At 67.2% G+C, this 26,744-nt stretch carries 20 protein-coding genes; 5 read left to right on the top strand and 15 right to left on the bottom strand.

Annotated features, from left to right (window positions below):
- Nucleotides 1-12: 12 nt before the first annotated feature.
- The 9 genes from M6689_RS15800 to M6689_RS15760 all read right to left on the bottom strand — a co-directional run bounded on the left by M6689_RS15800 (nt 13) and on the right by M6689_RS15760 (nt 6,051).
- Complete coding sequence (locus M6689_RS15800; protein WP_298273489.1) at nt 13-186, bottom strand: hypothetical protein; 174 nt, start codon at nt 184-186, stop codon at nt 13-15.
- 125 nt (nt 187-311) lie between these two features.
- Entirely contained in the window at nt 312-623 is a 312-nt protein-coding gene (locus M6689_RS15795; protein ID WP_298273487.1) for a hypothetical protein, read from the bottom strand.
- Nucleotides 624-729: 106 nt separating this feature from the next.
- A complete protein-coding gene (locus tag M6689_RS15790; protein WP_298273486.1) occupies nt 730-1,854 on the bottom strand; it encodes an ATP-binding protein in 1,125 nt (374 codons plus the stop codon).
- A 97-nt stretch (nt 1,855-1,951) separates the two neighbouring features.
- Nucleotides 1,952-2,155 carry a hypothetical protein gene (locus tag M6689_RS15785; RefSeq protein ID WP_298273485.1) on the bottom strand — a complete coding sequence of 68 codons (204 nt, stop codon included), beginning with the start codon at nt 2,153-2,155 and terminating at the stop codon, nt 1,952-1,954.
- Nucleotides 2,156-2,171: 16 nt separating this feature from the next.
- Entirely contained in the window at nt 2,172-2,444 is a 273-nt protein-coding gene (locus M6689_RS15780; protein ID WP_298273484.1) for a hypothetical protein, read from the bottom strand.
- A 384-nt stretch (nt 2,445-2,828) separates the two neighbouring features.
- Nucleotides 2,829-3,923 (bottom strand): 6-phosphofructokinase, encoded by a 1,095-nt coding sequence (locus M6689_RS15775; RefSeq protein WP_298273483.1) that lies wholly within the window; start codon nt 3,921-3,923, stop codon nt 2,829-2,831.
- A gap of 226 nt (nt 3,924-4,149) precedes the next feature.
- Complete coding sequence (locus M6689_RS15770; protein ID WP_298273482.1) at nt 4,150-4,731, bottom strand: TIGR00730 family Rossman fold protein; 582 nt, start codon at nt 4,729-4,731, stop codon at nt 4,150-4,152.
- A gap of 172 nt (nt 4,732-4,903) precedes the next feature.
- The gene (locus M6689_RS15765; protein ID WP_298273481.1) at nt 4,904-5,809 is read right to left on the bottom strand and encodes an ROK family protein; all 906 of its coding nucleotides are present in this window, start codon (nt 5,807-5,809) and stop codon (nt 4,904-4,906) included.
- Entirely contained in the window at nt 5,806-6,051 is a 246-nt protein-coding gene (locus M6689_RS15760) for a hypothetical protein (RefSeq protein WP_366949758.1), read from the bottom strand. The genes M6689_RS15765 and M6689_RS15760 overlap by 4 nt, the downstream gene beginning before the upstream one ends.
- 213 nt (nt 6,052-6,264) lie before the next feature.
- On the opposite strand from M6689_RS15760, the gene M6689_RS15755 reads away from it, so the two are divergent.
- Together M6689_RS15755 and M6689_RS15750 are read left to right on the top strand one after the other, a co-directional pair.
- Nucleotides 6,265-8,019, top strand: coding sequence for an autotransporter assembly complex family protein (locus M6689_RS15755; protein ID WP_298273590.1), 1,755 nt, complete (start codon nt 6,265-6,267; stop codon nt 8,017-8,019).
- Nucleotides 8,016-12,143: a translocation/assembly module TamB domain-containing protein gene (locus tag M6689_RS15750; RefSeq protein WP_298273478.1), complete on the top strand. Its 4,128-nt coding sequence runs from the start codon at nt 8,016-8,018 to the stop codon at nt 12,141-12,143. Before M6689_RS15755 ends, M6689_RS15750 begins: the two co-directional genes overlap by 4 nt.
- A gap of 26 nt (nt 12,144-12,169) precedes the next feature.
- Here the strand turns inward: M6689_RS15750 and M6689_RS15745 are convergent, their stop codons facing one another.
- The 6 genes from M6689_RS15745 to M6689_RS15720 all read right to left on the bottom strand — a co-directional run bounded on the left by M6689_RS15745 (nt 12,170) and on the right by M6689_RS15720 (nt 21,568).
- On the bottom strand, nt 12,170-14,398 hold the full coding sequence (locus M6689_RS15745; protein ID WP_298273476.1) for an ATP-binding protein: 2,229 nt from the start codon (nt 14,396-14,398) through the stop codon (nt 12,170-12,172).
- Nucleotides 14,395-15,015, bottom strand: coding sequence for an HAD family hydrolase (locus M6689_RS15740; protein ID WP_298273474.1), 621 nt, complete (start codon nt 15,013-15,015; stop codon nt 14,395-14,397). The genes M6689_RS15745 and M6689_RS15740 overlap by 4 nt, the downstream gene beginning before the upstream one ends.
- A 124-nt stretch (nt 15,016-15,139) precedes the next feature.
- On the bottom strand, nt 15,140-16,279 hold the full coding sequence (gene hpnI / locus M6689_RS15735) for a bacteriohopanetetrol glucosamine biosynthesis glycosyltransferase HpnI (RefSeq protein ID WP_298273472.1): 1,140 nt from the start codon (nt 16,277-16,279) through the stop codon (nt 15,140-15,142).
- A gap of 26 nt (nt 16,280-16,305) precedes the next feature.
- Nucleotides 16,306-18,219, bottom strand: a complete 1,914-nt coding sequence (locus M6689_RS15730) for a SpoIIE family protein phosphatase (RefSeq protein ID WP_298273471.1) — start codon at nt 18,217-18,219, stop codon at nt 16,306-16,308.
- A gap of 83 nt (nt 18,220-18,302) precedes the next feature.
- Complete coding sequence (locus tag M6689_RS15725; RefSeq protein ID WP_298273470.1) at nt 18,303-18,878, bottom strand: class I SAM-dependent methyltransferase; 576 nt, start codon at nt 18,876-18,878, stop codon at nt 18,303-18,305.
- Nucleotides 18,875-21,568, bottom strand: a complete 2,694-nt coding sequence (locus tag M6689_RS15720) for an MMPL family transporter (RefSeq protein ID WP_298273469.1) — start codon at nt 21,566-21,568, stop codon at nt 18,875-18,877. The genes M6689_RS15725 and M6689_RS15720 overlap by 4 nt, the downstream gene beginning before the upstream one ends.
- 234 nt (nt 21,569-21,802) lie before the next feature.
- On the opposite strand from M6689_RS15720, the gene shc reads away from it, so the two are divergent.
- From shc to dxs, 3 genes are all read left to right on the top strand, one after another.
- A complete protein-coding gene (gene shc, locus M6689_RS15715; protein ID WP_298273468.1) occupies nt 21,803-23,842 on the top strand; it encodes a squalene--hopene cyclase in 2,040 nt (679 codons plus the stop codon).
- 78 nt (nt 23,843-23,920) lie between these two features.
- The gene (gene hpnA / locus M6689_RS15710; protein WP_298273466.1) at nt 23,921-24,907 is read left to right on the top strand and encodes a hopanoid-associated sugar epimerase; all 987 of its coding nucleotides are present in this window, start codon (nt 23,921-23,923) and stop codon (nt 24,905-24,907) included.
- A gap of 44 nt (nt 24,908-24,951) precedes the next feature.
- On the top strand, nt 24,952-26,744 hold a 1,793-nt coding region (dxs, locus tag M6689_RS15705), incomplete at its 3' end, for a 1-deoxy-D-xylulose-5-phosphate synthase (RefSeq protein ID WP_298273464.1).

Raw genomic sequence — 26,744 nt, 5'->3', positions numbered from 1 at the left:
GCAATATAAGATTTACTCAGAGACCGGTTTTTCTGGACGCTTGCCGCAGAACTCACAGCTTTTCTTGCCACATAGTTCGTCGCGCCACTCGTTACACATCGGGCAGAAAAGTGCGTCATAGTTCGGATCGAATTCAAGCCTGGTCCCGCAGCTCTTACAGATTTCTTGATCCAGTTCTTCTTCCATGTTCTCTCCGTGTTTATACCGTTAAGGCTGTCATTTTCTGGCGGAAACTTTGCTCCACAATGGCCGAGCATAGCGCATATGACTCTGACCTGTTGTATCCTTCCCTGATGGCGTAATAAAGCCGACTAACATCTGATGCCGGAAGGGTGCCGACGTTGCTTTGGTGCAGCTTGAGAAAATCGTCGTGGCTTATCCCCCGGCCCCGCTCCCCGGACAACCAGCCGGTAAGTCCTGCCGGAGGCGGGATTGGTGAGTTGGTAATCGGAAAAGAGCGGATCGTCCCCCACGTTCTCCAGGCGGAAATCCTGCTTCTCCCCGAACTGCCTGCGCAGCAGCAGCTGCCACTCCTCAAGGGGCATGTCATCGGGTTTGTGGAGGCGGGAAACCTTAGCCGCGGCCGGTTGCTCCGAAGCGGGTTTGACAACCTTGGCGGTCATTTTCCGTGTTTCCGGCTTTCGTTTTGGGGATGGTTTCATTGAAACTCCTCATCTATCGTTTTCATTTATAGGCTGCACTTTTTTCTGCTCGGGTAGTTGGTAGGCATCACACGAGCCGATAAAACCCTTTTTTCGGTGCCCCGACGAATTCGATCATGCCTTGCTTCTTGAGTTCGCTGATGTCGCGCTTGGCGGTTTTTTCCACTACCTTCCAGTGTTCGCACAAATCAACGGCCTTGACATGCCTGCCGGCGGCGAGCTCGTCAAGGAACCACTGCTGCCTTTCATTTACAGGGACATTTACAGGGACATTTACAGGGACATCTCGTGACTCTTCAATTCCCACTCCGTGAAACTCTCGATGTACCGGCAGAATGGCCAGGAAAAACGTCCGGTCGTCATCCGTCTCAAAGATCGGCTCGGGAGAACCATTCATCTGCATCACCTTCTTGATCTTCGGAATACCGGTTGCTTTCCCCTCCGTCAGGTCCAGCTCCTTGAGAAACTCACCGATTCGCCGATTACGGTAGCGCCGGGATACGATGTTCCCCTTCTCGATATCCTCTTTGCGCACCGACCGGTCCGGCCCCGGAAAGCTGAGGATTTCGATCCGCTCCGGATGAATCCGCACCTCCACCGGTTCCCGCAGCTCGTAACTACGGTGGTAAACGGCATTCACCAGGACCTCTTCGAGCGCTTCGTAGGGATAATTGAAAAACCGCTGTGCCTCGGCCTGCCCCGGCACCTTGCGGACCCGCTCGACAATGAAAGTGTTCTTGATGAAGCTCAGGGCATTGCGGAGTTGCTGATGGAGCGGCCCCTCGAAGTATTTTTCCGTCAGAATGTCGTCGGCGGGCGAGGTCCTGAAATGCACGAGCTCGATCCGGGCATAGGGGAAGAACTGGTCCGGCCTGTCGTTAAAGAAGAGAAGCCCCGCATTGCGCGGCTTCAGGTACTCCGGCGGCCCGTCGACAATCTTCATCTGTTCGCACAACTGCTCGAAGGGGAGTTGCGTGGATTGTTCGAACAGGTCGCTGCCGATCTCCTGAAGAAACGAACGGATAAGGCCGAGATTCAGATCGTTCAGCTCGGCCCGGTGATTGATCCGGTCGTCAAAGGGAACGTTCGCCGCCAGCTCCATCAGCTCCCGCTCGTCATCGGGGCGTGCTTTGACCGTGCTGGCAAAGCGGCGGATGTAATAGGCACAGGGGGCGTGCTTCGCCTGAAACATTTATCCTTCCAACTGCCAACCTTAACCAGGATGACCCAAGAGGGATCATTCACTAAGGCCAGATTGAACAGAGTGCCGGCTCTGCGGAACAGCCCCCTTATTCCATCAAGTTGTCAGAAAAGATATTTCCCAGATCGTCAGGTTCATCATCGTGCCTCACCTGGGAGGCCCAGTGCTCCTCCCAGGTAATCCCGTAGGGGAAACCGCCCTCGGTATATCCCGCGATGTACGCGAACTGTTCGTCACTGTCGGGGAGGCAAAGGAGCTCCTCGTCCCACGTTTTCCTCCTCCGCCTCTTCATGTCATGTCCCTCGATCCTACCCCTGTCCCCGCCCGGCATCGCCGCCGAACTGCTGCCCCCCGCCGAGGGACTTCACGGCCGAGGATCCCTCCACCGCCTTCACCGCGATCTGCTGGACCTGGCCGTAGGCCTTTTCCAACTGGGCGTTCATCTTCGTCACCTGCTCGGCCTGCTCCTTGACCTTCCCCTCCAGGGCGGCGATCCGGGCGAGGAAGACGTTCCTCTCCCCTTCGTACTCCTTCTTGAGGAGTTCCAGGCGGGTGTCGGACTCAAGGCGGACCTTCTCCACAGCAGCCGTAACCTCGCGGGTAACCGTGGCCTCCAGTTCCTGCGGGAATGAGGCGGCCCGCTGGCGGAGGTCGTTCAGCTCGGCTTCGCTCCTGGCGATGGCCTGCTCCCGCTCGGCGAACTCCTTCTCGGTCTGTTCCCGCTTGTTCTGGATGTCGCGTCCAGCATCTCCTGCTTGGTGCTGGTTGTGGAAATCTTCCGTGCCCCCGTTTTCTTATCCGCCATGGTCTTTCCCCTCCGGTTCTCTGTAATGGATTCGGTCGGTTCCCCGCAATGCACGACAACTATACTGTTCCATTTGGTGCACTATGGCACGGTATACTGTGCCATTCCATCTATCCTGATAACAATCAGCATGAACATGCTCAGCATGCCCGCCGCACTTTCAGTCCCCGAAGCAGATCCCGAGATCACGGGCCGTCAGCACCGTATCGCCGTCGATGAGAACACGCTTCTGCATCCCCAGGGCCTCTCCGAGGGGGACCATGACGATGTCCGGCGACCGGAGCGCCACCATGTGGTTGAATTGCCCATTCTCGATGGCCCGCACCGCGGCCGCGCCGAACCGCAGGGATAGGAGGCGGTCGAAGGTGGAAGGGGATCCCCCCCGCTGGAGATGGCCCAGGACCATGGAGCGGGAATCCTTGCCGGTGCGCTGGGTGATCTCCCTGGCCACGTACTCGGCGATCCCCCCCAGGACCACGTGCTGGCGGCCGGCCTCGCCGGAGCCCTTGGCGATCACGTCACCCCCCTTGGGAAGCGCACCTTCGGCCACGACCACGATGGCATACCGGTGGCCGTGGAGCTCGTTCTCCATCAGCTTGTCGCAGACCTTGTCGATGTCGAACGGTATCTCCGGAATCAGGATCACGTCCGCGTTGCCGGAGATGCCGCTGTTCAGGGCGATGAAGCCGGCATTGCGCCCCATGACCTCAACCACCATGACCCGGTCGTGAGACTTGGCCGTCGAGTGGAGGCGGTCGATGGCCTCGGTGGCGACGCTGACCGCCGTATCGAAACCGAAGGTAATGACCGTCCCCCCCATGTCGTTGTCGATGGTCTTGGGAACGCCGACCACCGGCATCCCCTTTTCGGCGAAACGGTGGGCAATCTCGAGGCTTCCGTCACCCCCCACGGCAACAAGGGCATCAAAGCGGAGGCGGCGGAAGTTTTCCATGACCCGGTCCGACAGATCGCGCGGTTCAGTTTCGCCGGCAGCGTTAGCAACCGGCATCATGAAGGGGTTCCCCTTGTTGGTGGTCCCCAGGATGGTTCCCCCCAGGCTGGCGATGCCGTCAACCTTCTCCGGGGTCAGGGGGATGATCTCGTCGGTGTTCAGGAGGCCGGCATAGCCGCACTTGATGCCGTACACCTCCCATTGCCGGTTGTGGGCCGCCATGGTGACCGCCTCGATAACCGCGTTCAGGCCCGGCGCATCGCCGCCGCCGGTGTTGATGCAGATCTTCATTCTCTTCGACATAGGCACTCCTGATGGATTCTTGTGTTTTTGGTCTGCTATGGGATTGCGGTGAAGAGCACTGCTTCCGTTGGTCGGCTTGAACGGAAGAGCCGGCGTGATCTAATGCCTTGTTAGTAAATCGACCAACTCCCCGATTATCCTGTCAAATCGTTTGGACGAAAGAGACTGTAAATTATAATTTTCTCAACAAACGGCAGGGCGGCGCTCAATTTCTCCACTTCTCCCCTCAAACGCTCTCCCGGTCGAGCCACTTCTTCGCCGCGGGCGACCGGTAGGTGCGGAACCGCTCCAGGAGCCGCGCCGGGTCCGTTTCGATGATGATCATCTCCCGGTGCTCCCGTTTCACGAACCGCTCGGCCACGGTATGGTCGAGGAAGGCGGCCAGCCGGTCGTAGTAACCGGCGGCGTTGAGGAGGCCGCACGGCTTGTGGTGCATCCCGAGCTGGGCCCAGGTGACCACCTCGAAGAATTCGTCGAAGGTCCCCATGCCGCCGGGGAGGGCGATGAAGCCGTCGGCGAGCTCGACCATGAGGGCCTTGCGCTCGTGCATGGAGTCGACCACGTGGAGCGCCGTGAGCCCCGGGTGGGCGATCTCCTTCTCTTCCAGAGCCCGGGGGATGATGCCGGTCACCTCGCCGCCGGCCGCCAGGGCCGCGTCGGCCACGGCACCCATGAGCCCGACGCTCGCCCCGCCGTAGACGAGGCCGATCCCCTCCCGGGCCAGGAGCCGGCCGAGCCCCTCCGCCGCCTCCCGGTAGGCGCCGTTGGCCCCGGGGCTCGATCCGCAGAAGACACAGAGACGTTTCATCGATATTCCTCCCATTTAATGCTTGTCCGTAAATCACGTTCCGGAAGATCGCGCCCGGATTTGTGGCAGATTTGGCCGGGCCGATTGAGCAAAACCGCAGGCGTAGCAGGGCTACGTCGAGGATTTTGCGATTGAGGGCAGGTCAAAGATGGCATGAAGACGGGATGCGAGCCTACCGCCCGATCCACGCCGCGCCGAGGACTCCGGCGGAGTCGCCGAGGAGGTTCCGCAGGATCGGGGTCCGCAGGTCGTCGTGGAAGGCGTGGTGCCGCACCCGCTCCACTCCCCGGGTGTAGAGCTCGTCGATGTTGGAGAGACCGCCCCCCAGGACCACGGCGTCGGGGTCGAGGATGGAGATGAGCCCGCCGAGGGCGCGGCCGAAGTCGTCGAGAAAGCGCTCGAAGGCTGCCGCGCAGCGGGGCTCGCCGGCGCGGGCGCCGGCGACGATCTCCGCCATGGGGAGCGGCTCGCCGTATGCCTCGCGGAAGGCCCGCTCCACGCCGGAGCCGCTGATCTTCGTCTCGACGCAGCCGCGGTTGCCGCAGTAGCAGGGGGCGCCGGTCGGGTCGACGGAGAGGTGCCCCCACTCCCCGGCGATCCGGTGGGGTCCCTCGCGCACCGTCCCGTCGATGGCGATCCCGCCGCCGCAGCCGGTCCCCATGATGACCCCGAAGACGAGGCCGTACCCCCGCCCTGCCCCGAGGCGGCACTCGGCCATGGTGAAGCAGTCGGCGTCGTTTCGCACCCCGACTGGACGGCCGAGGAGCCGTTCCAGGTCGCGCTGGAGGGGGTTGCCGATGAGGCAGGTGGAGTTGGCGTTGCGCACGAGGCCGGTGGCGGCGTCGACGGAGCCCGGGATGCCGACGCCGACGGTGTAGGGCGCCCCGGCCGGAAGCTCCGCAGCCGCCGCGGCGACCAGGGCGTGCAGGGACGCGAGGACCGCCCCGTACCCCTCCCCCGCCGCCGACGGGATCCGCCGGCGGGAGAGCTCGGCGCCATCGGGGGCGAGGAGGAGCGATTCGATCTTGGTCCCGCCGAGGTCGATGCCGATCCGGAAGGACGGACCTCCCCGTTTCATCGCCGCGTCCTCCCCCCCGAAAGGAGACGCCCGACGTCGCGCCCCGCCTGGAAGCCGAGGAGCGCCAGGGGCCAGACGTGCCAGACGAGGTCGAAGATGTCTACGGGACGGGCGAGGGTGCCGTTCGCGAGCATCCGCGACTTCTCCACGAGGTGCGGCTCGGGGGCGAAGGGGTACGGCGCGAGGCCGAGAACGAGGGCAAGGGGGACGAGCAGACGGTAATCCATGAGCAGGCGAAGCATCGGTTCTCCTTTCCGCTGGATGGTTTCGGGCTCCTGGGTGTTAGACATTGCGGCACCGGGATCATGGGGTAGACTTTTTTAATGCCGCCGCGGCAGCTCTTTTCCCCGGGATGCGGCGCCAGGTGAGGGGGAAACGGCGTTCATTGTAACAGACGAGCGCCGCAAGGCGAAATCAAAGATTGGGGTGGGCGCCGGGAAAGGGTCTGCGTGGCGATGATCGGAAGGGCCATACTCCTCCTCGCCCTGATGCTGCTCGGGTGGCGGGCTCCGCTCCACGCCGCCGGGCCGGTGGAGGTGGTCGTAGAGGGGGTGGAGGAGGAGGCGCTGGCCAACGTGGAGGCGGTCCTCGCCCTACCCTACGGCCTGGTGCGGGAGGGGAAGGTGGACCGGGACTGGCTGGAGCGCTTCGCCGGCCAGGCGGAGGGAAAGGTGCGCGGCGCGCTGGAGCCGTTCGGCTACTACAACGCCCGGGTCCGCACGGGGCTGGAGCAGCCCGCCGAGGGAGAGTACCGCCTCGTCGTCACGGTGGAGCCGGGGGAGCCGGTGCGGGTCACGGAGGCGGAGGTCTCCGTTCGCGGTCCCGGGGCGGGGGAAGAGGCCCTGAAGGAGCTGGTGGCGCGGTTTCCGCTCCACCGGGGGGACGTGCTCCTCCAGAAAGCGTACGAGGAGGCCAAGGGTGCCCTCAAGGCGAAGGCCCTGGCCCTGGGGTATCTGGATGCCGATTTCCCGGTGCACGAGATCCGGATCTCGGCCGACCGGACCGCCGCCCGCATCGGGCTGGTTTTGGAGACGGGGCCCCGCTACCTCTTCGGCGAGACGACGCTGGAGGGGGCGTCCCAGTACCCCGACCGGTTCCTGCGCCGCTACCTCGCCTACCGCCCCGGCGAACCGTTCTCCTACGCCAGGCTCGGCGAGAGCCAGCTCAACCTCATGAACTCCGACCGCTTCTCCCGGGTCCTTCTCACCCCGGAGAAGGAGGGGGCCCGGGAGAACCGGGTGCCGGTGACGGCGCATCTCACCCCCTCGCCACGCCGGCGCCTGCGGCCGGGGTTCGGCTACGGCACCGACACGGGGGCGCGGGGGACCCTCAGCTACCGCGACCTGAACCTCTTCCACCTGGGCCACGAGTTCCACGCCGAGCTCTACCTGGCCCAGCGCCTCCAGGGGGTGGCGGCGGGCTACGTCATCCCGAGCTACCGGGACATCAGGAGCTCCACCGGCCTGCTGCTCACCCTCCAGCGTCAGGACGTCACCACCTACACCAGCCGCCTCGTCTCCCTGGAGCTGAGCCGCAACCGGAGCTTCGGGCCGGACCGCCTCGGGACCGCCTACGTGAAGTTTCTCCAGGAGAGCTTCACCGTCGGCACCCAGGATTCCAGCTCGCGCCTCATCCTCCCCGGTCTCCGCTTTTCCGAGCGCCGCTACGACGACCTGGTGAGGCCCACCCGCGGGCACCGCTATGGCGTGGAGGTGCGGGGGACCCACCAGGTGCTCGGGTCGGAGGTGGGGCTGATCCAGATCCTGGCCGACGCCGGCGCCATCGTGCCGCTGCCGTGGCGCCTGTCGCTCCTCACCCGGGTCAACGGGGCGCTCAGCTTCCTGAATGATCCCCTGACGGAGCTCCCCGCGTCACTCCGCTTCTTCGCCGGCGGCGACCGGAGCGTGCGCGGCTATTCCTACCAGTCGCTGGGCCCCCGCGACGCCTCGGGACAGGTGGTGGGGGGGCGGCACCTCTTGGTGGGGAGCGTTGAGCTCGAACGGGCCCTCTTCAGCAAGTGGGGGGTCTCCCTCTTCTACGACGCGGGGAACGCCTTCAACTCCCTCACCTCCATCCGCCTCTACCAGGGGGCCGGGGTCGGCCTCCACTACTACACCGTGGTGGGGGGGATCAACCTCTATCTCGCCCGGCAGATCGGGGTCGACAACCCCGCCTTCCACGTCCATCTCACCATAGGGTTCGAGCTGTGAAACGGATCGTCGCATACGGGCTGACAGCCGCCCTCCTTGCGCTTCTGGTCGCGGGGGGATGGGGTCTTCGTTGGGTCACGGGGACGCCGCAGGGGGCCAGGTGGCTCCTGGCGACGGTTTCCCGCCTCACCCCCCTCACGATCACCGCCCGGGAGGTGGAGGGGCAGGCGGGAAGCGACCTTCGCCTGGCGGGGATGCGGATCGCCTGGAAGGATGGGAGCCTGGAGGCCGAGACGCTTCGGCTACGCTGGCAGTGGCTTCTCCTCCTCTCGGGGGAGGTGGCGGTGAAGGAGCTGGCGCTGGAGGGGGTCCGGGTGCAGGACAACACCCCTCCCACGGGACGTCCCCCCGACCTGGGGTGGCCGCGGGCGGGGGGGCTTGCGGCGCGGCTCGACGGGTGGGTCGACCGGCTCCGGATCGAGCGGCTCAGCTACCGCCGGCGCACGGAGCCGCCGGTGACGGTGACGCGGCTCACCGCCTCCCTCGCCTGGCACGACCGTTTCCTCACCGTGGCCCGGGCCGCCGTCGACACCCCCGGAGGGAGCGCGGCGGGGAGCGTCGTCGCCGGCTTCGACCGTCCCCTCTTCCGCACAGACCTCACCGCGGTCCCGGCGCAGGCCGTGTCGGGCTTCGACCGCTTCACCCTGCGGGCGCGCCTCCTCCCCGGCCGTTCCCCCGAGCAGGCGGCGGGGAAGGTGGCGCTCACCGCCGCGGCGGGAAAGGAACGGCGCATCGACCTGACCGGGGAGGCCGGCGTGACCCGCACCTCCTTAAACCTCCGCAACGTGCGGCTTTCGGAGCGGGGGCGCCGGGGGACGGTGACCGGGGGCGCCACCGTGACCCTCACCGCCGGAAAACCGCTAATAACGGCGACGGTGCGGCTTGCCGGGGTCGACCTCGCCCGGGAGCTCGGCCGGGCGACCGATCTCTCCGGAAGCCTCACGGCGGCAGGAACCACGGCGGACTACCGGGGAACGTTCTCCCTCGCAAACCGCGGGGCGGAGTGGCGCCAGGGGAGCCTCTCCGGCTCCTTCCGGGGGGACGGGGCGCGGCTGACCCTCGCGCCCCTCGCCGGGACGCTCCTCGGCGGGAGGGTGGGGGGGGAGCTTCGGCTCGGCTGGCGCGGCGGGTTCTCCCTCGCCGGCACCCTCCGGGGCGAACGCCTCGACCCGGCCCGGATCACCCCCGACTGGAACGGGGTGGTGAACCTCGATCTCCGGGGAACCGCCCGCTGGGGGGGGACCGCCCCGCCGGAGGGAGAGCTCGCCCTGCGACTGCAGGAGAGCCGCCTGCGGGGGCAGACCCTGACCGGCGAGGCAAAGGCGCGGCTTTCCGGGGAAAACCTGCTGATCGACCAGCTCCTTCTCCGGGGCAACGGCTTCGATCTGCGCGCCTCCGGCGAGCTGCGCCAGCGGCTTGCCGTGGCGGCGGAAGTAACCGACCTCTCCGGCCTCGTGCCCGACACACGGGGAGCGCTCAGCGCCCGGGGGTGGGTCCGCTACCGGGACCATCGCCTGAGCGGTTTCCTGGAGGGGCGCGGCCGCGACCTCGCCGGCTACGGTGTCGCGGCTGCCGGGGCAAAGCTCTCCGCTTCCCTCGGCGAGGCGGAAAACGCGCCCCTCGACCTCCGGGCCTCCCTCCGCACGGTTTCGTACGACGGGGTGCGGCTCGACGCGGCGACCCTGGAGGCGGCCGGCACCCGCGGACGGCACACAGTTGCCGCGACGCTCCGGGGGAGCGGTGTCGAGCTGGCGACGACCCTCTCGGGGGGGTACCGCGCCGGCCGCTGGGAGGGGGAGATCACCCGCCTTTCGGGACGGGACGGGGTCGGGCCGTGGCGCCTCGCCTCCCCCGCCCCCCTCGCCATCTCCGCCGGCACCCTCTCCCTCGCCCCCCTGGTCATCACCGGGATCGGCGCCGAGCGCCTCGAAGCCGCCGCGGAACTCGCCTGGAAACCGCTTCGCGGCTCCGTCCGGCTCTCCTGGCGGCATCTGGAGCTCGCTCGCGCCAAGCGGTGGCTGAAGGATGTGCGCCTCACCGGCACAAGCTCCGGCACCCTCCGGGGGGAGCTGCCGGGAGGGGAACGCCTCGACCTCGCGGGAAACGCATCGCTCTCGGGAGGGAAAGTCCGGTGGCACGCCGACGGCCGGGAGGCGGATGCCGCCATCAATACGGCGGAGCTTTCAGGGCACTGGGAGGGGAGCGTGGCCCGCGGCGCGCCGGAGGGAGGGCGCCTCACCCTCAAGGGGGTCCTCGGCGCCGCCGGGACGGTGACAGTGGAGGGAGAGCGGATAGCGTTCACGGAGCTGGCGCTGCAGGTGGAGGGAAACGAGCGGGGAAGCCTCGCCCGGCTCGGGCTGCGCCTTGCCGGCGGCGGGGGGATGGAGGCCCGCTTCTCCTCCACCACTCCCCTGGCCATGGCAATTCCCGACGAAGGGAGCTTTTCCGGCTCCTGGCGGGGGGTTGACCTCGCCCTCGCCTCTCCCTGGCTTCCGCCGGAGCTCGACCTGAAGGGGCGCCTCTCGGGCGAGGTCTCGGGGAGGCTCCTCCCCGGGAGCCGCTTCGAGGCCCGGGGAAAGGGCGGGATCGTCGGTGGAGCGGTGCAGTGGCGCCGGGAGAAGCGGCGGTTCAGCGCCACGCTCCGGACGGCGGAGGTCTCCTGGGAGTGGCGCGGCGAAACGCTGGACGGCGCCTTTTCCCTGGCCCTTGCCGAGCGGGGCGAGGCCCGGGGGAGTTTCCGGCTCCCGCTTGCCGCCAGCATCCCCGTCGCCGCCAGGCCCGACGGGGTGCTCCGGGTCACCCTCGCCGGCGAGGTGCGGGAGAAGGGGCTCGTCACCTCCCTCTTCCCCGGCCTCGTCCAGGAGAGCCACGGCACCCTCGGCGTCGACCTGGCCGTGGCCGGGACCTGGCGCGACCCGAAGCTCGGCGGAAGCCTGAAGCTGGTCGGGGCGGGGGCCTACCTCCCCGCGGCGGGGATCCGCCTGGAGGATCTGCAGGCGACCGCCCGCCTGGAGGGCGACCGGCTTCGGGTCGACTCCTTCTCGGTCAGGTCGGGCCCCGGCACCCTGAGCGGCACCGCCTCCCTCCGCCTCCAGGGGTGGCGGCCGGCGGAGTACCGGGGGAGCGTCACCGGCGACCGGTTCCGGGCGGTCCATCTCCCCGAGCTGCAGATGGAGGCGAGCCCGAAGCTCACCTTCGAGGGGACACCGGAGAAGGTCGCGGTCCGCGGCGAGATCGCCGTGCCGGTGCTCCTCGTGCGGGAGGCGAAGAGCGAGGCGCCGGTCCGGCCGAGCCCGGACGTCGTCATCGAGGGAGAAAAGCCGCCGGCCGGGAAGCAATGGCCGGTGGCGCTCGACATCCGGGTCCGCGTCGCCCTCGGCGACCGGGTCCTGGTGAAGGCGCAGGGGATCGACGCCCGGCTGGGCGGCGCCCTCGACCTGACGATCCTTCGCCCCGACGAGGTGAGGAGCACGGGGGAGATCCGGGTGGTGAAGGGGTACTACAAGACCTACGGGGTGGATCTGGAGATCGTGCGGGGGAGGGTCTTCTACGCCGGCGGCCCCATCGGCCGGCCGACGCTCGATTTTCTGGCGCTCCGGAAGGTGGGGGAGGTCAGGGCGGGGGTGACCGTCGGCGGGACGCCGCAGACGCCGGTGATCAAGCTCTACTCCGACCCCGCCATGGCCGACACCGACATCCTCGCCTACATCGTGCTGGGGCACCCCCTCGGCGGAAGCAGCCAGGACGCAAGCCTCGTCATGCAGGCCGCCGGCTTCCTCCTCTCGGCGAGCCAGTCGGTGGTCCTCCAGGACCAGATCAGGCAGCGGCTCGGGATCGACGTCCTGGCCATCACCACCCCGGAGAGCGGGACCGCCGGCTACAGGCCGGTCACGGTGGCTCCCCCCGGCACTCCGGCCCAGGCGGCGCCGAGCGCCGTCTCCCAGTCGATGGTGACGGTGGGGAAGTACCTGACTCCGGAACTCTACCTGAGCTACGGCCGGTCGCTCTTCACCAACAGCAACCTCTTCCGGCTCCGCTACAGCTTCTCGAAGCACTGGGAGATCGAGACCCAGGCCGGCACCGAGAGCGGGGCGGACCTCTACTACAAGATCGACTTCGACTGAACCGTGCGTTTTTGGCCGGTTCCCGGTTACGACTTCGTCGACGGAGGAGCGGTCGGGCCACCGAGGGTGAAGAAGAAGGTCGCCCCCTCTCCCGGCCTCCCCTCGGCCCAGACCCTTCCGCCGTGGCGCTCGACAATTCGCTGGACCGCGGCGAGGCCGATGCTGGTCCCCTCGAACCCTTCGGCGGCATGCAGGCGGTGGAACGGGAGGAAGAGCTTGTCCGCGTACCGCATGTCGAAGCCGATGCCGTTGTCGCGCACGAAGAAGACCCGCTCGTCCCCGTCGGTGCGGGAGCCGACCTCGATCCGGGGGGCAGGGTTGCGGGCGCTGAACTTCCACGCGTTGTAGAGCAGGTTTGCCATCGCCGCCCGCAGCAGGGACGGGTCGCCGGTCGCCGCGAGCTCCGCCCCGATCACGAACTCCACCGGGCGCTCCGGCTGGCTCAACCGGAGCTCGCCGGCAATCTCCCCGGCGATGGCCGCCAGATCCACCGGCCGCCGGCGGAGCTCGTCCCGGGTGACGCGGGAGAGCTCCAGCAGGTCGTCGATCAGCTCCCCCATCCGTCCCGCGGCACCGGCGATCCGCCGGAGGTACTCCCTTCCCCCCTCGTCGAGACAGTAGCCGTACTCCTGCTGCAGGAGGGAGCTGAAGCCGTGGATCCCCCGGAGGGGGGTGCGCAGATCGTGGGAGACCGTATAGCAGAAGGTCTCCATCTCCCGGACCGCCTGCTGCAGCTCTTCGGTCCTTTCCCTGACCCGCTGCTCCAGCTCGGCGTTGAGCCGCTGCACCTGCTCTTCCGCCCGCTTCCGCCCGGTGATGTCGCGCACCAGCTCGATGACGGCGAAGATCTCGCCGTCGGCATCCCGCAGCGGCGAGGCGGCCACCTCCAGGTACTCCACCGCGCGCCCCGGCGGGTTCCTGAACTCCATCCGGTGGACCTCGCCGTCGACGAAACAGCGGGCCACGGGACATTCTTCGCAGACGTGGTCGAACTGCCGGTAGACGTCGTAACAGAAGCTTCCCACGTAGTCTCCCCCCATCAGCCGCCGGTGCTCCCGGTTCTGGTAGAGGATCCGGAAGTTGCGGTCCTGGATGCTGAGGCCGTCCCCCAGGGCGGCGATGATGGCATCGGTCTTGGCCCGCTCCTCCTCCGCCTGCCGCAGGGCATCCTGCAGCGACTCCCGTTTCTCGTGAATGGTGGCCATCATGGCGTTGAAGGCGGCGGCGAGGGTGCCGATCTCATCGCTCCCATACACCGGCAGCGGCTCCCGGCCCCCGCCGTCGGGGGTAAGGGCCTCGATGTGCCGGGTAAGGCGGGTCAGGGGAGACATCAGCCGCTGCATGGTCCGCCAGCTCAGGATCATCATCAGGCAGAGCCCCAGCGCCAGGGCGCTGACGAAATAGGTCCGGGCCCTGGAGAGGGGGGCGTAGGCCTCCCGGAGGGGGTAGCTGGTCGCCATGATCCAGTTGACGGCGCTCAGGTGTTTGAAAGAGGAGAGGACCGGCACCCCCCTGGTGGTCACCGTTTCGCCGCTCCCCTCGAAGCCGGCGAACGCCTTGTCCAGGAGCCGGTTCTGGCCCACGGGGACTGAGGTCAGGATGAGGGACTTGTCCGGATAGAGGATCACCGTCCGGTTCTTGGCGCAGAGGAACGCATACCCGCTCTTGCCGATGCGCAGGCGCCCGACGTCCGTCAGGAAGTTATCCCCCAGCAGATCGATGTTTCCGGCAAGGATTGCCGTCAGCTTCCCGTGAGCGTCGAAGAGGGGGTGGGTCACCATAACCGTCGGCCGCCCCGGCCTGAAGGAGGAGCGGTAGGGGGCGCTGATCTGCGGTTTGCCGGTGGCAACGGTCTTTTTGAAGTACTCCCGGTAGGAATAATCGAGCCCCCGCATGCCGGGGAGGAAAGGGCTTCCGGCGATGAGCCTCCCCCGGGGGGAAAAGAGGGCGAGATTGTCGAAAATCAAGAGCAGGGTAGTCTTGTCGTCCAGAAGCCGCTGGGCGGCGTCCGGCTCACGGAGCAGCGCCGGCGTCAGATGCGGGGCGAAGGCGGCGAGGGACTTCTGGGCGAAGAGGAGTTTCTTGTCCAGATCGCCGGCGAAGGAGGAGACCAGGGACCCCTGCTGGGTGAAGATGCTCTCCTTGAATTTCCGCTCGAAGTAGGCAAGGGCAAAGGCCCCCGCCACGGCCGTGAAACAGAAGAAAAAGAGGGTCACCCCAAGCGCCATGCGTGTTTTGAGACTGAGCTGTTTCATCCCGCGCTCCGGAGCAGATCCGCCAGTTCGTCCAGGCTGGCGACGGCGATATCGGCCAGATCAGGCCAGCGGAAGCTCCCCGTCCGGTCGACGTGGACGGTGGCGGTGCCGGCGGCGCGGCCGCACTGGAGATCGAAGAGGTAGTCCCCCACCATCACCATCGCCCGGCCGGGGATCCCCCACGCGGCGCCGAGCCGTGCAAGCCCCGCCGGATCAGGCTTGGGAAGGACGTCGTGGCGGCCGAGCACGTGCTCCGGCGCGAAATGTCCCCCGACCCCGAGGGTCTCCAGCACCCGAAGGGCGATCCGTTTCGTGTTGCGGGTGACGATCCCGAGGCGGCAGCCACGCCCCCGAAGCGCCTCCACGAGCCGCACGGCCCCGGCCGCGGCCTCGGCGCGCCCGGCCAGTTCCTCCTCGATGGCGTCGAGCTGCCGGTGGAGCCGCAGCGCAGCTTCCGGCGGCTGGGCGTCGATATGGCCAAGGATGTCCGCGCCGGCGGGGATCCCGAGCTCGGCCCTGATGGCGGCGAAATCGTGCACCGGCACCGTCAGGGTCCCGTCCAGGTCGAACACCCAGTACTCCCGGCCGAGAATCTGTGCAACCGCAACCTCTTCCATCTCCCCTCCCCTTGCCGCCGGGGGACCGGCGTGATATCCATCGTAGCAGAGAGACAGGGAAAAACAGAAGACGAAAAACAGGGTACAGAAGAGACGACGGCCGAGCTGGGACGGCTCGGCACGGTTACCCCGTCTCCACGATCTTCCCGCCGGGGAGGAGCCGGAAGAGATGCCCCCGCCACCGGACGCGGTTGCCGGCGAAGGAGAGGGCCCAGGTGGCGAAGGCGAAGGCGTCGCGGATGGGGAGGAGCCAGAGCCAGCGGGGGAAGATGCCGTCCCTGACGTAGCGGCGGCTGAAGACAAGCGCCGCGAGGAAGCGGACGCCGTAGAGGAGGAGCACCGCCCCCCACCCGGCGGCGGAGAAGCCGGCGGCGAGGAGGGCGAGACATGCCATCGGAAAGGGCTGGGTGATGCCGGAGCCGAGGTAGCCGCCGGGGCGCGAGACCCGCATGGTGCGGCACCAGCGGAGCTGGCGGGAGAGGACGGTGGCGAGATCCTCCCGGTGCATGACGCTCTCCACGAAGCAGTCGGAGAGCTCCAGCCGCCACCCGGCCCGGTGGATCTTGTTTCCGAGCTGGTAGTCGTCGGCCAGGTAGTCGGCCAGGGCCGGGAAGCCGCCGATGGCCGCCAGGGCCTCCCGCCGCACGGTCATGGCGGCCCCCAGGGCGAAGGAGAGCCCTTCGAGCTTCAGCGCCACCATGACGTTGGGGACCATCTCCGCCGTGAACCCCATCGCCTCCACCGCCGTGGCCGCGCCCCGCACGCCGGGGCTCCGGTAGAGGGAGGTGACGAGTCCCACCTGCGGGTCGGCGAAGGGGGCGGCCACCTCCCGCAGGAAATCGGGGGAGACCCGGATGTCGCTGTCGCAGACGATGATCAGGTCGTGCTTCGCCCGCGGGAAGGCGTTGATCAGGTTGGAGACCTTGTAGTTGGGGCCGTGGATGACGCCGTCCACCACCAGGTCGATGTCGGCGGCGGGAAAGGCGGCCATGAGGCGGCGGATCACCGGGATCACCGGATCGTCGGCCGCGGCGCAGGCGAAGACGATCTGTACGGCGGCGGGGTACTCCTGGCGGCAGAAGGAGGCGAAGTTGTCGAAGCTCCCGGCGTCCATCCCCTTCACCGGCTTGAGGATGGTGATGGGGGGGACGTGCCCCGGCGCCGGGCGCCGGCGCCCGAACCAGGAGCGGGCGCAGGCAAGGGAGATGAGCCCGTAGGCAAGGGGGGGTGCGACTATGAGAAACGGCAGGAGCGTGTGGAGCATGGGTCGGGATACCTTGGGGAAGTGGGTTAAACCGGCTTGAGGAGCACCATGCAGACGTCGTCCCCGGGGGAGCTCAGGCGGGTGAAGCCGGCGAGCCGGGCGAGCACCGCCCCCATGAGCCCCTCCAGGTCGTCGTCCCGGTGTTCGTGGAGGGCGCGGACGAGCCGGGAGACGCCGAAGAATTCCCCCGTATCGTCCTGGGCCTCGGGGATCCCGTCGGTGTAGAGGAACACCACGTCCCCCGGCGCCAGCGGCACCTGGCGCTCCTCGAAGACGACCCCCTGGCGGACCCCGAGGATCAGCCCATCGGCGTCCAGCTCCCCGCACGCCCCGTCGGCACGCTGGTAGAGGAGCGGCGGGTTGTGGCCGGCGCTGGCGTAGGTGAGGGTTCGGGTGGCTGGGGCGTAGGTGGCGTAGAACATGGTGATGAAGAGTTCGGCCCGGGTCAGGTCGTCGTAGAGAAGATCGTTGAGGGAGGCGACGATGGCGGCGGGTGAGCCGCCGCAACGGGCCTGGGCGCGGATGACGCTGCGGGCCTCGGTCATGATGAGGGCGGCGCCGACGCTGTGGCCGGAGACATCGGCTATGACCACGTCGAGGGAGCCGTCCTCCCGGGGGAAGAAGTCGTAGTAGTCCCCCCCCACGTGGGCCGCCGGCACCCATTTCCCGGCACAGCGGACCCCGGTCACATGGGGCGGCGCCGCCGGCAGGAGCGCCCGCTGGATCTGGCAGGCGACGTCCATGTCGCCGCTGATCCGGGCGTTCTCCAGGAGCGCCTCCTGGGCCCGCTTGCGCCCGGTCACGTCCTCCTTGATGGCAATGTACCGGCGGATCACCCCGTCACCGTTCGAGACGGGGGTGATGGTCTGCTCTTCGGTATAGAGGGTGCCGTCCTTGCGGCGGTTGATCATCTCCCCCCGCCAGACCCGCCCCCCCGCGATGGTCTCCCAGAGCTCCCGGTAGAAGCCGTTGTCGTGCATCCCCGAGTTGAGGATGTTCAGGCTCCTTCCCCGTGCCTCGTCGAGGGTGTAGCCGGTGAGGGTGGTGAAGGCGGGATTCGCCCAGATCACCTTCCCCTCCCGGTCGCTGATGACGATGGCGTTGGCCGCGGCGGCAAGGGCCGCCCCCCGCAGGCGCATCTCCTCCTCGGCCACCTTGCGGCCGGTGATATCGGAGATGAGCCCGTCGTAGGCGATGAGCCTCCCCTCCCCGTCGTGCCGGGGAACGATGGTGTTGCGGACCCAGCGGAGCGTCCCGTCCTTGTGGACGATCCGGTGCTCCAGCGACGGGATGGCCTCCCCCGCCTCAAGCCGGCGGGCCTGGTCGACGACCTTCCCCCGGTCCTCCCCGTAGATCATCCGGTACCAGAGAAACGGGTCGGCCTCGTACTCCTCGGGGGTAAAGCCGGTGACCACGGTGCAGCCGGGGCCGTGGTAGGTGCCGGCCACGCTCCCGTCGCGGACCTCCACCGTGTAGAGATAGTCGGTGACCGCCTCCAGGAGCCGGCGGTAGCGAAGCTCGCTCCGCAGGAGCGCCTCCTCCGCCTCCCGCTTCTGCCGCCGGGTTTCCGCCTCCTTCAGTTCGCGCCGGATGGCGGGGACGAGCCGTGAGATGTTCCCCTTGACGAAGTAGTCGTCGGCCCCCGCCTTCATCGCCTCGACGGCGGTCTCCTCGCCGATGTTTCCCGAAATAACGACAAACGGCAGGTCGAACCGGCCGTCGCGCCAGATCTTGAGGGCGTCGAGGCCGCTGAAGCGGGGAAGGACGTAGTCGGAGATGGCCAGGTCCCACTGGCGGGTGGCAAGGGCCTCGCGCATCTCATCGGGGGTCTCGACCCGCAGGTGGAGCGGGTCGTATCCCCCCTTGCGGAGCTCCCGCAAAAGCAGGAACGCGTCGTCCTCCGAGTCTTCGATGATCAGCACACGCAGCGCAATTCCCATAACAATCCCCGGCGCCGGCTGACGGTCGGCGCGGCATTCTATATTCCCAATTGTACAACGGCGGCGGGCGGGTTCAACTGCGGTCAGGCGGGAATCCGCTCCACGACGACGAGGTAGGGGGCCGTGTCCGAGCGGTTCATCTGCCGGCAGCGCCAGACGTTGAAGGTGCGGGGGGAGAGCGCCGCCGCCCACTCCTCCACCCCCCTTCCCTCCTCCGCCCCACCCGCATGGCCGGTGTAGACCGCCACGGTGACGACCCCGCCGGGGAGAAGGAGGCCCGCCGCCTGCTCCAGGGCGGCGCTGGTCGTTGCGGAGGAGGTGACGGTCTCCCTCCCGGCGCCGGGGAGAAAGCCGAGGTTGAAGACCACCCCCCTGACCGGCTCCGTGACTATCTCCGCCAGCCGCTCGTGGCCGGCGAGGACGAGTTCCGTCCGCCCCGGGTATCCGAAGGCTTCAAGGCGCGCCCTGGTGGCGGCCAGGGCGCTTTCCTGGATGTCGAACGCCCAGATCGTCCCGGCGGCACCCACGAGCTCCGCCAGAAACGCCGTGTCGTGGCCGTTGCCGCAGGTGGCATCCACCACCCGGTCCCCCGGCCGCACCCGCTCCCGCAGGAAGTAATGCGCCAGCGGCACCGCACCGGATAAACTGCGGGACCTCACTTCTTCCCCACCAGCGACAGCACCGCCGGCAGCACCAGCACGAAGGCCGCCTGGCAGGCCACCATCCCGAGGCTCATGACCGCGCCGATGGAGAAGACCCCTTGGTGGTGGGCCACCATGAGGGCGCCGAAGCTCGCCATGATAGTGAGGGTGTTGTAGATCACCCCGAGGCCGGTGCTGCTCATGATCACCGCCGCGGCGTCGCCGTCCTCCCGCCGGAAGCGGTTGATGATGTAGATCCCCGAATCGACCGCAATCCCGAGGATGAGCGGCATAACGATGATGTTGGCCGAGTTGAAGCTGATGCCGCAGAGCCACATCCCCCCCACCATGAGGAGGAGCCCGACCACCAGGGGCACGAGGCCCACCAGGGTGTAGACGACGCTGCGGAAGGTGATGAAGAGGATCGCCACGATGGCGGCGAAGGCGTAGATGAAGGCCCGCAGGTAGGCGTCCCGCATGATGGTCATGGACTCGTAGACCATGACCGGCTCGCCGTTGGCCCGTGGGGCGACGCTCCGCACCTGGTCGAGGAAGCGCTTGAGGGGGTCCCGCTCGAAGATCTCCTCCTTGGGCGCCACCTGGAGGAGGTACTTCCCGCTCTTGCCGACGAAGCGCTCCCGAAGCTGCGGGGGGATGTCGGCCCCGGTCACCGGCGCGGCGGCGAGGCTCTCCCGCAGCTCGCCGATCTTCTCGGGGAACGAGGCGAGCATCCCCCCCTGGAAGTCGCGCAGCATCCCGAGGGCGTTCCTGTCCTTCTCCTTTTCGAGGGTGGCGAAGAAGCGGTCGAGAGTGGCGAGAAAGGCCCCCACCGGCTTCACCTCGGGCTTTTTCTCCTTCTCCAGGAACCCTTTGAGCCGCTCAACGGAGGCACGGAAGTTCTCGAAGACCGTCGGGAGCTCCATCACCCGCAGGTCCTCCTCGTAGGGGGCCGGCTTCACGTCGGAGAGCTCGGCCCGCAGGGCCGCCAGTTCCTTCAGCTTCGCCTCCTGGTCGTCGGGGACGAAGGTGAAGAGACTCACCACGTGGTCCACCGCCGGGAGCTTTTCGAGCCGCGCCGTCAGCGCCTTCACCTCGGCGGGGGTGGCGGCGGTCACCTCGGCGAAGTAGCCGGAGTTCTCCTTGCTCCGCATCAGCTTGTAGGCGTACTCCACCGGCTCCAGCCCCTTGGCCTGGAGGTTCATGAGATTGTAGTCGAAGCGGGTCTGGACCAGGGGATAGACCGAGGCGGCGCAGAGGATGACGGTGGCCCCGATCACGATCCGCGGATTGCCGAAGAGAAACGCCTCGAACCTTCCGGCCCGGCGGGAGCGGCGGAGCACGGTCGCCGCCCGGGCCTCCCGCTCCTCCTCCTTCTTCTTCCGCAGCGGAACCAGCAGCACGAGCGCCGCCGGCAGGGTCGTGAAGGTGACGAGGACGCAGACCGCGATCCCGATGGCGGCGATGATCCCCAGTTCGGCGATCCCCCGGAAGTCTGTGAAGACGAAGGTGAAGAAGGCGGCGGCGGTGGTGGCGGCGGCCATGACGATGGCCCAGATGTTGCGGTCGAGCCCCGTCCCGATGGCGACGAGTTCCCCGGCGCCGAGCCCGAGCTCTTCCTGGTACCGGAGCACCACCTGGATCCCGTACTCGATCCCGATCCCGATCAGCATCACCGCAAAGACCATGGAGAGGATGTTCAGGTGTCCCACCGCGAGGGTCGCCAGACCGAAGGAGGTGCAGATGGCGACCACCAGCGACACCATGGCGGCGCCGACGTTCAGGACCCCCCGGAAGGCGACCAGCAGCACCACCACCGTGAGCGCCAGAGAAAGGATCGTGGCGCGGGCGATGTCCCGCTCGCTGGTGGCCATCTCCTCATGCTCCAGGACCGGCGTCCCGGTGAGCCCCGCCGTCACCCCCCTGAACTCGGGACGCGCCTTGAGCTTCGCCACCGCGGCGCGCACCACCCGGATCGCCTCCTCGGCCGGGACGAAGCTCTTCGCGTCCCGCACCGGCAGGACCGTCACGATCTGCATCCGCTGCGCCCGGGCCAGGGCCGAGTCGCCGCCGAGGAAGACCTCCTCCAGGGAGAAGGAGCCCTTGCCGGCACCGAAGGAGCCGATGCCGGCGCCGAGCTTGTCGAGCATGAAGACCAGTCCCTCAAGCTCCGTCTCGCTGCCGGGGTTCCTGCCGCCGCCGGCGACATAGGCATCCATCCGGCCGGTGAGGTGCGTGAAGAGAGTCTGCACCGACGGCGCCACCGCCAGCTCCTTCAGGACCGGCTTTGCCAGGGTGAGGTTTTTCCGGAGCATCCGGATGTCGTCGAGGGGGAGGAGCAACAGCCCGTGCCGGCGGAAAAAGGGAAGGCCGTTGGGGTAGAAGACTTCGCGAAAGCGCCCCGTGTCAGCCGCGAGGTCCGCAGAGAGCCGCTCGGCGAAGGCCGAGGCCCGGGCGGTGTCGTCGCTCTCGATGACGATGACGATCTCCTCCCGGTCGCCGAACTCGGCCCGGGTGGCCCGATAGTCCCGCTGAAACGGCGCGTTTCGCGGCATCAGGTCATCCCGGCCGGTCAGGAACCGCATCTCCTCTTTCGTGTAGAACACCGAGAGCGCCGCCAGCAGGAGCGACACCGCGAGAACGAGCCGGGGGTGACGGGAAACGAGGCGAAAGAGCATCGAAAAACGGGTTGGGTCGTGGACGGGTTTCATGGTCCGCAACCTACCATACCCCACCCCCGAAAGGCAATTGTTTCGCCCGCCGGCACCGGCCTTCCCGCTCCCGCAAGATGGCGTATTCATTAAAGCAACCCTTATTTTCCAGGGAATAAGGGTGTATTTTTTAAAAAGTTTGTGATAGAAGAGTCAGGTTATTGTGGCCGTATTGTCGGCTGGGCCGCGAAACGACACGATTTCGGTGCAATGCAACAAAGGAGTTGGACACAGATGAAGATCTCCAAGCATCCCATTTCGCACGCACTCACCTCATTCAACGATGCCGCGCGGGAGAGCCGGGAGGAGACGCAGAACAAACCGGGCGCCAAGGTCCACCACCTGCCGGCCTCCATCTGGAAAAAGAAAGAGAGCGAGGTCACGAGCCCCCTCGACCTCGCCATCGAGCGGAGCCGCGACTTCTTCTTCCGCGAGCAGCTGCCGGAGGGGTACTGGTGGGCCGAGTTGGAGTCCAACGTCACCATCACCGCCGAGTACATCATGCTCTTCCACTTCATGGGGCTGGTGGACAAGGAAAAAGAGCGGAAGATGGCCAACTACCTCCTCCGCCAGCAGACCGAGGAGGGGTGCTGGTGCATCTACTTCGGCGGCCCCGGGGACCTCTCCACCACCATCGAGGCGTACTTCGCCCTGAAGCTCGCCGGATATCCGGCCGACCACCCCGCCATGAAGAAGGCCCGGACCTTCATCCTGGAGCGGGGGGGGATCCTCAAGGCGCGGGTCTTCACGAAAATATTCCTCGCCCTCTTCGGCGAGTTCTCCTGGCTCGGCGTCCCCTCGATGCCGATCGAGATGATGTTGCTCCCCACCGGCTTCACCTTCAACATGTACGAGTTTTCGAGCTGGTCCCGGGCCACCATCATCCCCCTTTCCATCGTCATGGCCGAGCGACCGGTCCGCAAGCTCCCCCCCTGGGCGCGGGTCCAGGAGCTCTACGTCCGCCCACCCCGCCCCACCGATTACACCTTCACCAAGGAAGACGGGATCCTCACCTGGAAGAACATCTTCATCGGGATCGACCACGTTCTGAAGGTCTACGAGGCGAGCCCGATCCGTCCCGGCATGAAGCGGGCCCTGGCCAAGGCGGAAAAGTGGGTGCTGGACCACCAGGAGCCGACCGGCGACTGGGGCGGCATCCAGCCAGCCATGCTGAATGCGGTCCTCGCCCTCCACTGCCTCGGCTACGCCAACGATCACCCCGCCGTGGCCCGGGGGCTCCAGGCTCTGGCGAACTTCTGCATCGAGGGGGAGGACGAGCTCGTCCTGCAGTCGTGCATCTCGCCCGTCTGGGACACGGCGTTGGCCCTCATGGCGATGGTCGACGCCGGGATACCGACCGACCACCCGGCACTGGTCAAGGCGGCCCAGTGGCTCCTGGACCGGGAGGTGCGCAAGCCCGGTGACTGGAAGATCAAGGCCCCCAGTCTGGAGCCGGGGGGATGGGCGTTCGAGTTCCTCAACGACTGGTATCCCGATGTGGACGATTCGGGGATCGTCATGATGGCGCTCAAGGATGTGCAGGTGAAGGACCAGAAGGCCCGGGACGCCGCCATCAGGCGGGGGATGAACTGGTGCTTCGGGATGCAGAGCAAGAACGGCGGCTGGGGCGCCTTCGACAAGGACAACACCAAGCATATCCTCAACAAGATCCCCTTCGCCGACCTCGAAGCCCTCATCGACCCGCCGACGGCGGACCTCACCGGCCGGATGCTGGAGGTGATGGGAACCTTCGGCTACCCCAAGGACGACCCGGTGGCGGTCAGGGCGCTCCAGTTCATCAAGGATACCCAGGAACCGGAAGGGCCGTGGTGGGGACGCTGGGGGGTGAACTACATCTACGGCACCTGGTCGGTGCTCTGCGGCCTCGCGGCCTTCGGCGAGGACCTGAACCAGCCCTATATTCGCCGGGCGGTGAACTGGCTCAAATCCCGCCAGAACATGGACGGAGGGTGGGGCGAGACCTGCGCCTCTTACGACGACCCGGCATTGGCCGGCATCGGGGAGAGTACGGCGTCCCAGACCGGGTGGGCGCTCCTGGCGCTGCAGGCGGCCGGCGAGGTCGACTCCCCCGCCGTGGCCCGGGGGGTCCAGTACCTGATCGACACCCAGAAGGCCGACGGCACCTGGGACGAGCAGCAGTTCACCGGAACGGGCTTCCCAAAATACTTCATGATCAAGTATCATATCTACCGGAACTGCTTCCCCCTCATGGCACTGGGGCGCTACCGGGCACAGAGGAGACTGAAGGGATAACAGGTCAGTCGCTGAAACAGGTACCCGCGTAGGGACGGTTCATGGCCGCCCCTACATCAGTTTTTATATGAAGGAAACATGAAAGTTTTCGTCACCGGCGCGACCGGTTTCATAGGCGCAAGCATCGTGAGAGAGCTCCTGAAGGAAGGGTGCCACGTGCGGGTCCTCGCCCGCCCAGGCTCCGACCGGCGCAACCTCCACGGCCTCGACGTGGAACTGTGCGAAGGGGACCTCTGCCGCCCGGAAACCCTGGAGAAGGGGTTGAAGGGGTGCGAGACGCTCTACCATGCCGCCGCCGACTACCGGCTCTGGACCCGCACGCCGGCGGCGATGTACGCCGCCAACGTCGGGGGGACCCACGCCATCCTGGAGACGGCGCTGCGCCACGGGGTCTCCCGGGTGGTCTACACGAGCAGCGTCGGCACCCTCGGCAACCCCGGCGACGGCACCCCCGGCACCGAGACGACCCCCGTCTCCTTCAACGACATGGTGGGCCACTACAAGAAGAGCAAGTTCCTGGCCGAGCGGGAGGCTGAGAAGTTCCTCGCCCGGGGGCTTCCGCTGGTCATCGTCAACCCGTCGACACCGGTGGGTCCCCTCGACGTGAAGCCGACCCCCACGGGGAAGATCATCGTCGATTTCCTGAACCGGAAGATGCCCGCCTACCTCGACACCGGCCTCAACATCATCGACGTGGAAGACTGCGCCAGGGGACACATCCTGGCGGCGCGGCACGGGAGGGTCGGCGAGAAGTACATCCTCGGCCACGAGAACCTGACCCTGCGGCAGATCTTCGCCATGCTCGGCAAGATCACCGGGCTCCCGGCGCCGAAGGTCCGGCTCCCCTACACACCGATCCTGATGGCCGCCTACGTGAACGAGGCGCTGGCGCGGGTCACCGGCCGGGAGCCCCTCATCCCCCTGGCGGGGGTCCAGATGGCGAAGAAATTCATGTATTTCGACTCGTCCAAGGCGGTGAATGAACTGGGGCTCTCCCGGCGTCCGGCCGCCGACGCCCTGCGGCGCGCGGTGGAGTGGTTCCGCGCCCATGGATATGCGAGGTAGGGGCCCACTGCCCCCTACCCTGCGGTTGCCGAAAGGAGTTGGCCATGTCCCGACTGCTGGAAACCATCAACAATCCGACTGATCTGAAGAACCTCCCCAGGGAGGAGCTCCCGGCGCTGGCCGCCGAGGTCCGCCGGTTCCTCCTCGACACGGTATCGAAGACCGGCGGGCACCTTGCCTCGAACCTGGGGGCCGTGGAGCTCTCCATCGCCCTCCACTACTGCTTCGACTCCCCGGCCGACCGGATCGTCTGGGACGTGGGGCACCAAGCCTACACCCACAAGATCCTCACCGGCCGGCGCGACCGCTTCCACACCCAGCGCCAGTACGGCGGCATCAGCGGTTTCCCGAAGCGAAGCGAATCCCCCCACGACGCCTTCGACACCGGTCACTCCTCCACCTCCATCTCGGCGGGGCTCGGCATGGCGGTGGCCCGGGAGCTGAAGGGAGGAACCAACAAGGTGATCGCCGTCATCGGCGACGGGTCGCTGACCGGTGGCATCGCCTTCGAGGCGCTAAACCAGGCGGGGCACCTGAAGAAGAACCTGATCGTGGTCCTGAATGACAACGAGATGTCGATCTCGAAGAACGTCGGCGCCTTTTCCTCCTTCGTCTCCCGCAAGATGACCGGGAGCGACTTCCGCAAGCTGAAGAAGGAGATGCAGGGGCTGCTGGCGAACATCCCCGCCATCGGCAAGGACATCCTCCATTTCGCCCGCCGCGCCGAGAACTCGCTGAAGGGGTTCCTCACCCCCGGCATGCTCTTCGAGGCCCTGGGCTTCGACTACATCGGCCCGATCCCGGGGCACGACCTTCCCCAACTCATCGAGGTGATGGAGAACCTGAAGGGAGTCGAAGGGCCGGTCCTCCTCCACGTAATGACCACCAAGGGAAAGGGGTACCCCCCCGCCGAGGAGAACCCGGACGTCTTCCACGGGGTCGGCCCCTTCGACGTGGCCACCGGCAAGACCTCCGGGGGAAAACCTGGGGCCGCCAGCTACACCGCCGTCTTCGGTGAGGCCCTCGTGAAGCTGGCGGAAGAGGATGAGAAGATCGTTGCCATCACCGCCGCCATGCCCGACGGCACCGGCCTCTCCCCCTTCGCCCGGCGCTTCCCGGAGCGTTTCTTCGACGTCGGCATCGCCGAGCAGCATGCCCTCACCTTCGCCGCGGGGCTTGCGGCCGACGGGTTCCGGCCGGTGGCGGCCATCTACTCCTCCTTTCTCCAGCGGGCCTTCGACCAGGTCTTCCACGACGTCTGCCTCCAGAAGCTGCCGGTCACCATGGCGCTGGACCGGGCGGGGCTCGTGGGGGACGACGGGCCCACCCACCACGGGGTCTTCGACCTCTCCTATCTGCGGCACCTGCCGGAGATGACCCTCATGGCGCCGAAGGACGAGAACGAACTGCGGCACATGCTGAAGACCGCCATCTATGCCGGCCGCCCCATGGCGCTCCGTTATCCGCGCGGCGCCGGCTGGGGGGTCGACCTCGACCGGGAGCTCCGGGAGATCGAAATCGGTCGGGGGGAGCTCCTCGCCACGGGGGACGACCTGGCCCTCGTCGCCATCGGCTCCACCGTCTACCCGGCCCTGGAGGCGGCCAGGATGCTGGAGGCGAAAGGGATCCGGGCCGCCGTCGTCAACGCCCGCTTCGTGAAGCCCCTGGACCGGGAGCTCATCCTCGGCGCGGCGCGGCAGACCGGCTGCGTCGTCACCGTGGAGGAGAACGCCCTCCAGGGAGGGTTCGGGAGCGCCGTGCTGGAGCTTCTGGCCGACGAGGGGATGACGGAGATGCGGGTGAAACGGCTCGGCATCCCCGACCGTTACATCGAGCA

This window comes from Geobacter sp., assembly GCF_027327745.1.
In the GTDB taxonomy this organism is placed as follows: Bacteria; Desulfobacterota; Desulfuromonadia; order Geobacterales; family Geobacteraceae; genus Geobacter.
The sequence above is the reverse complement of the archived record's forward strand: the minus strand, read 5'-3'. Positions and strand labels throughout refer to the sequence as shown.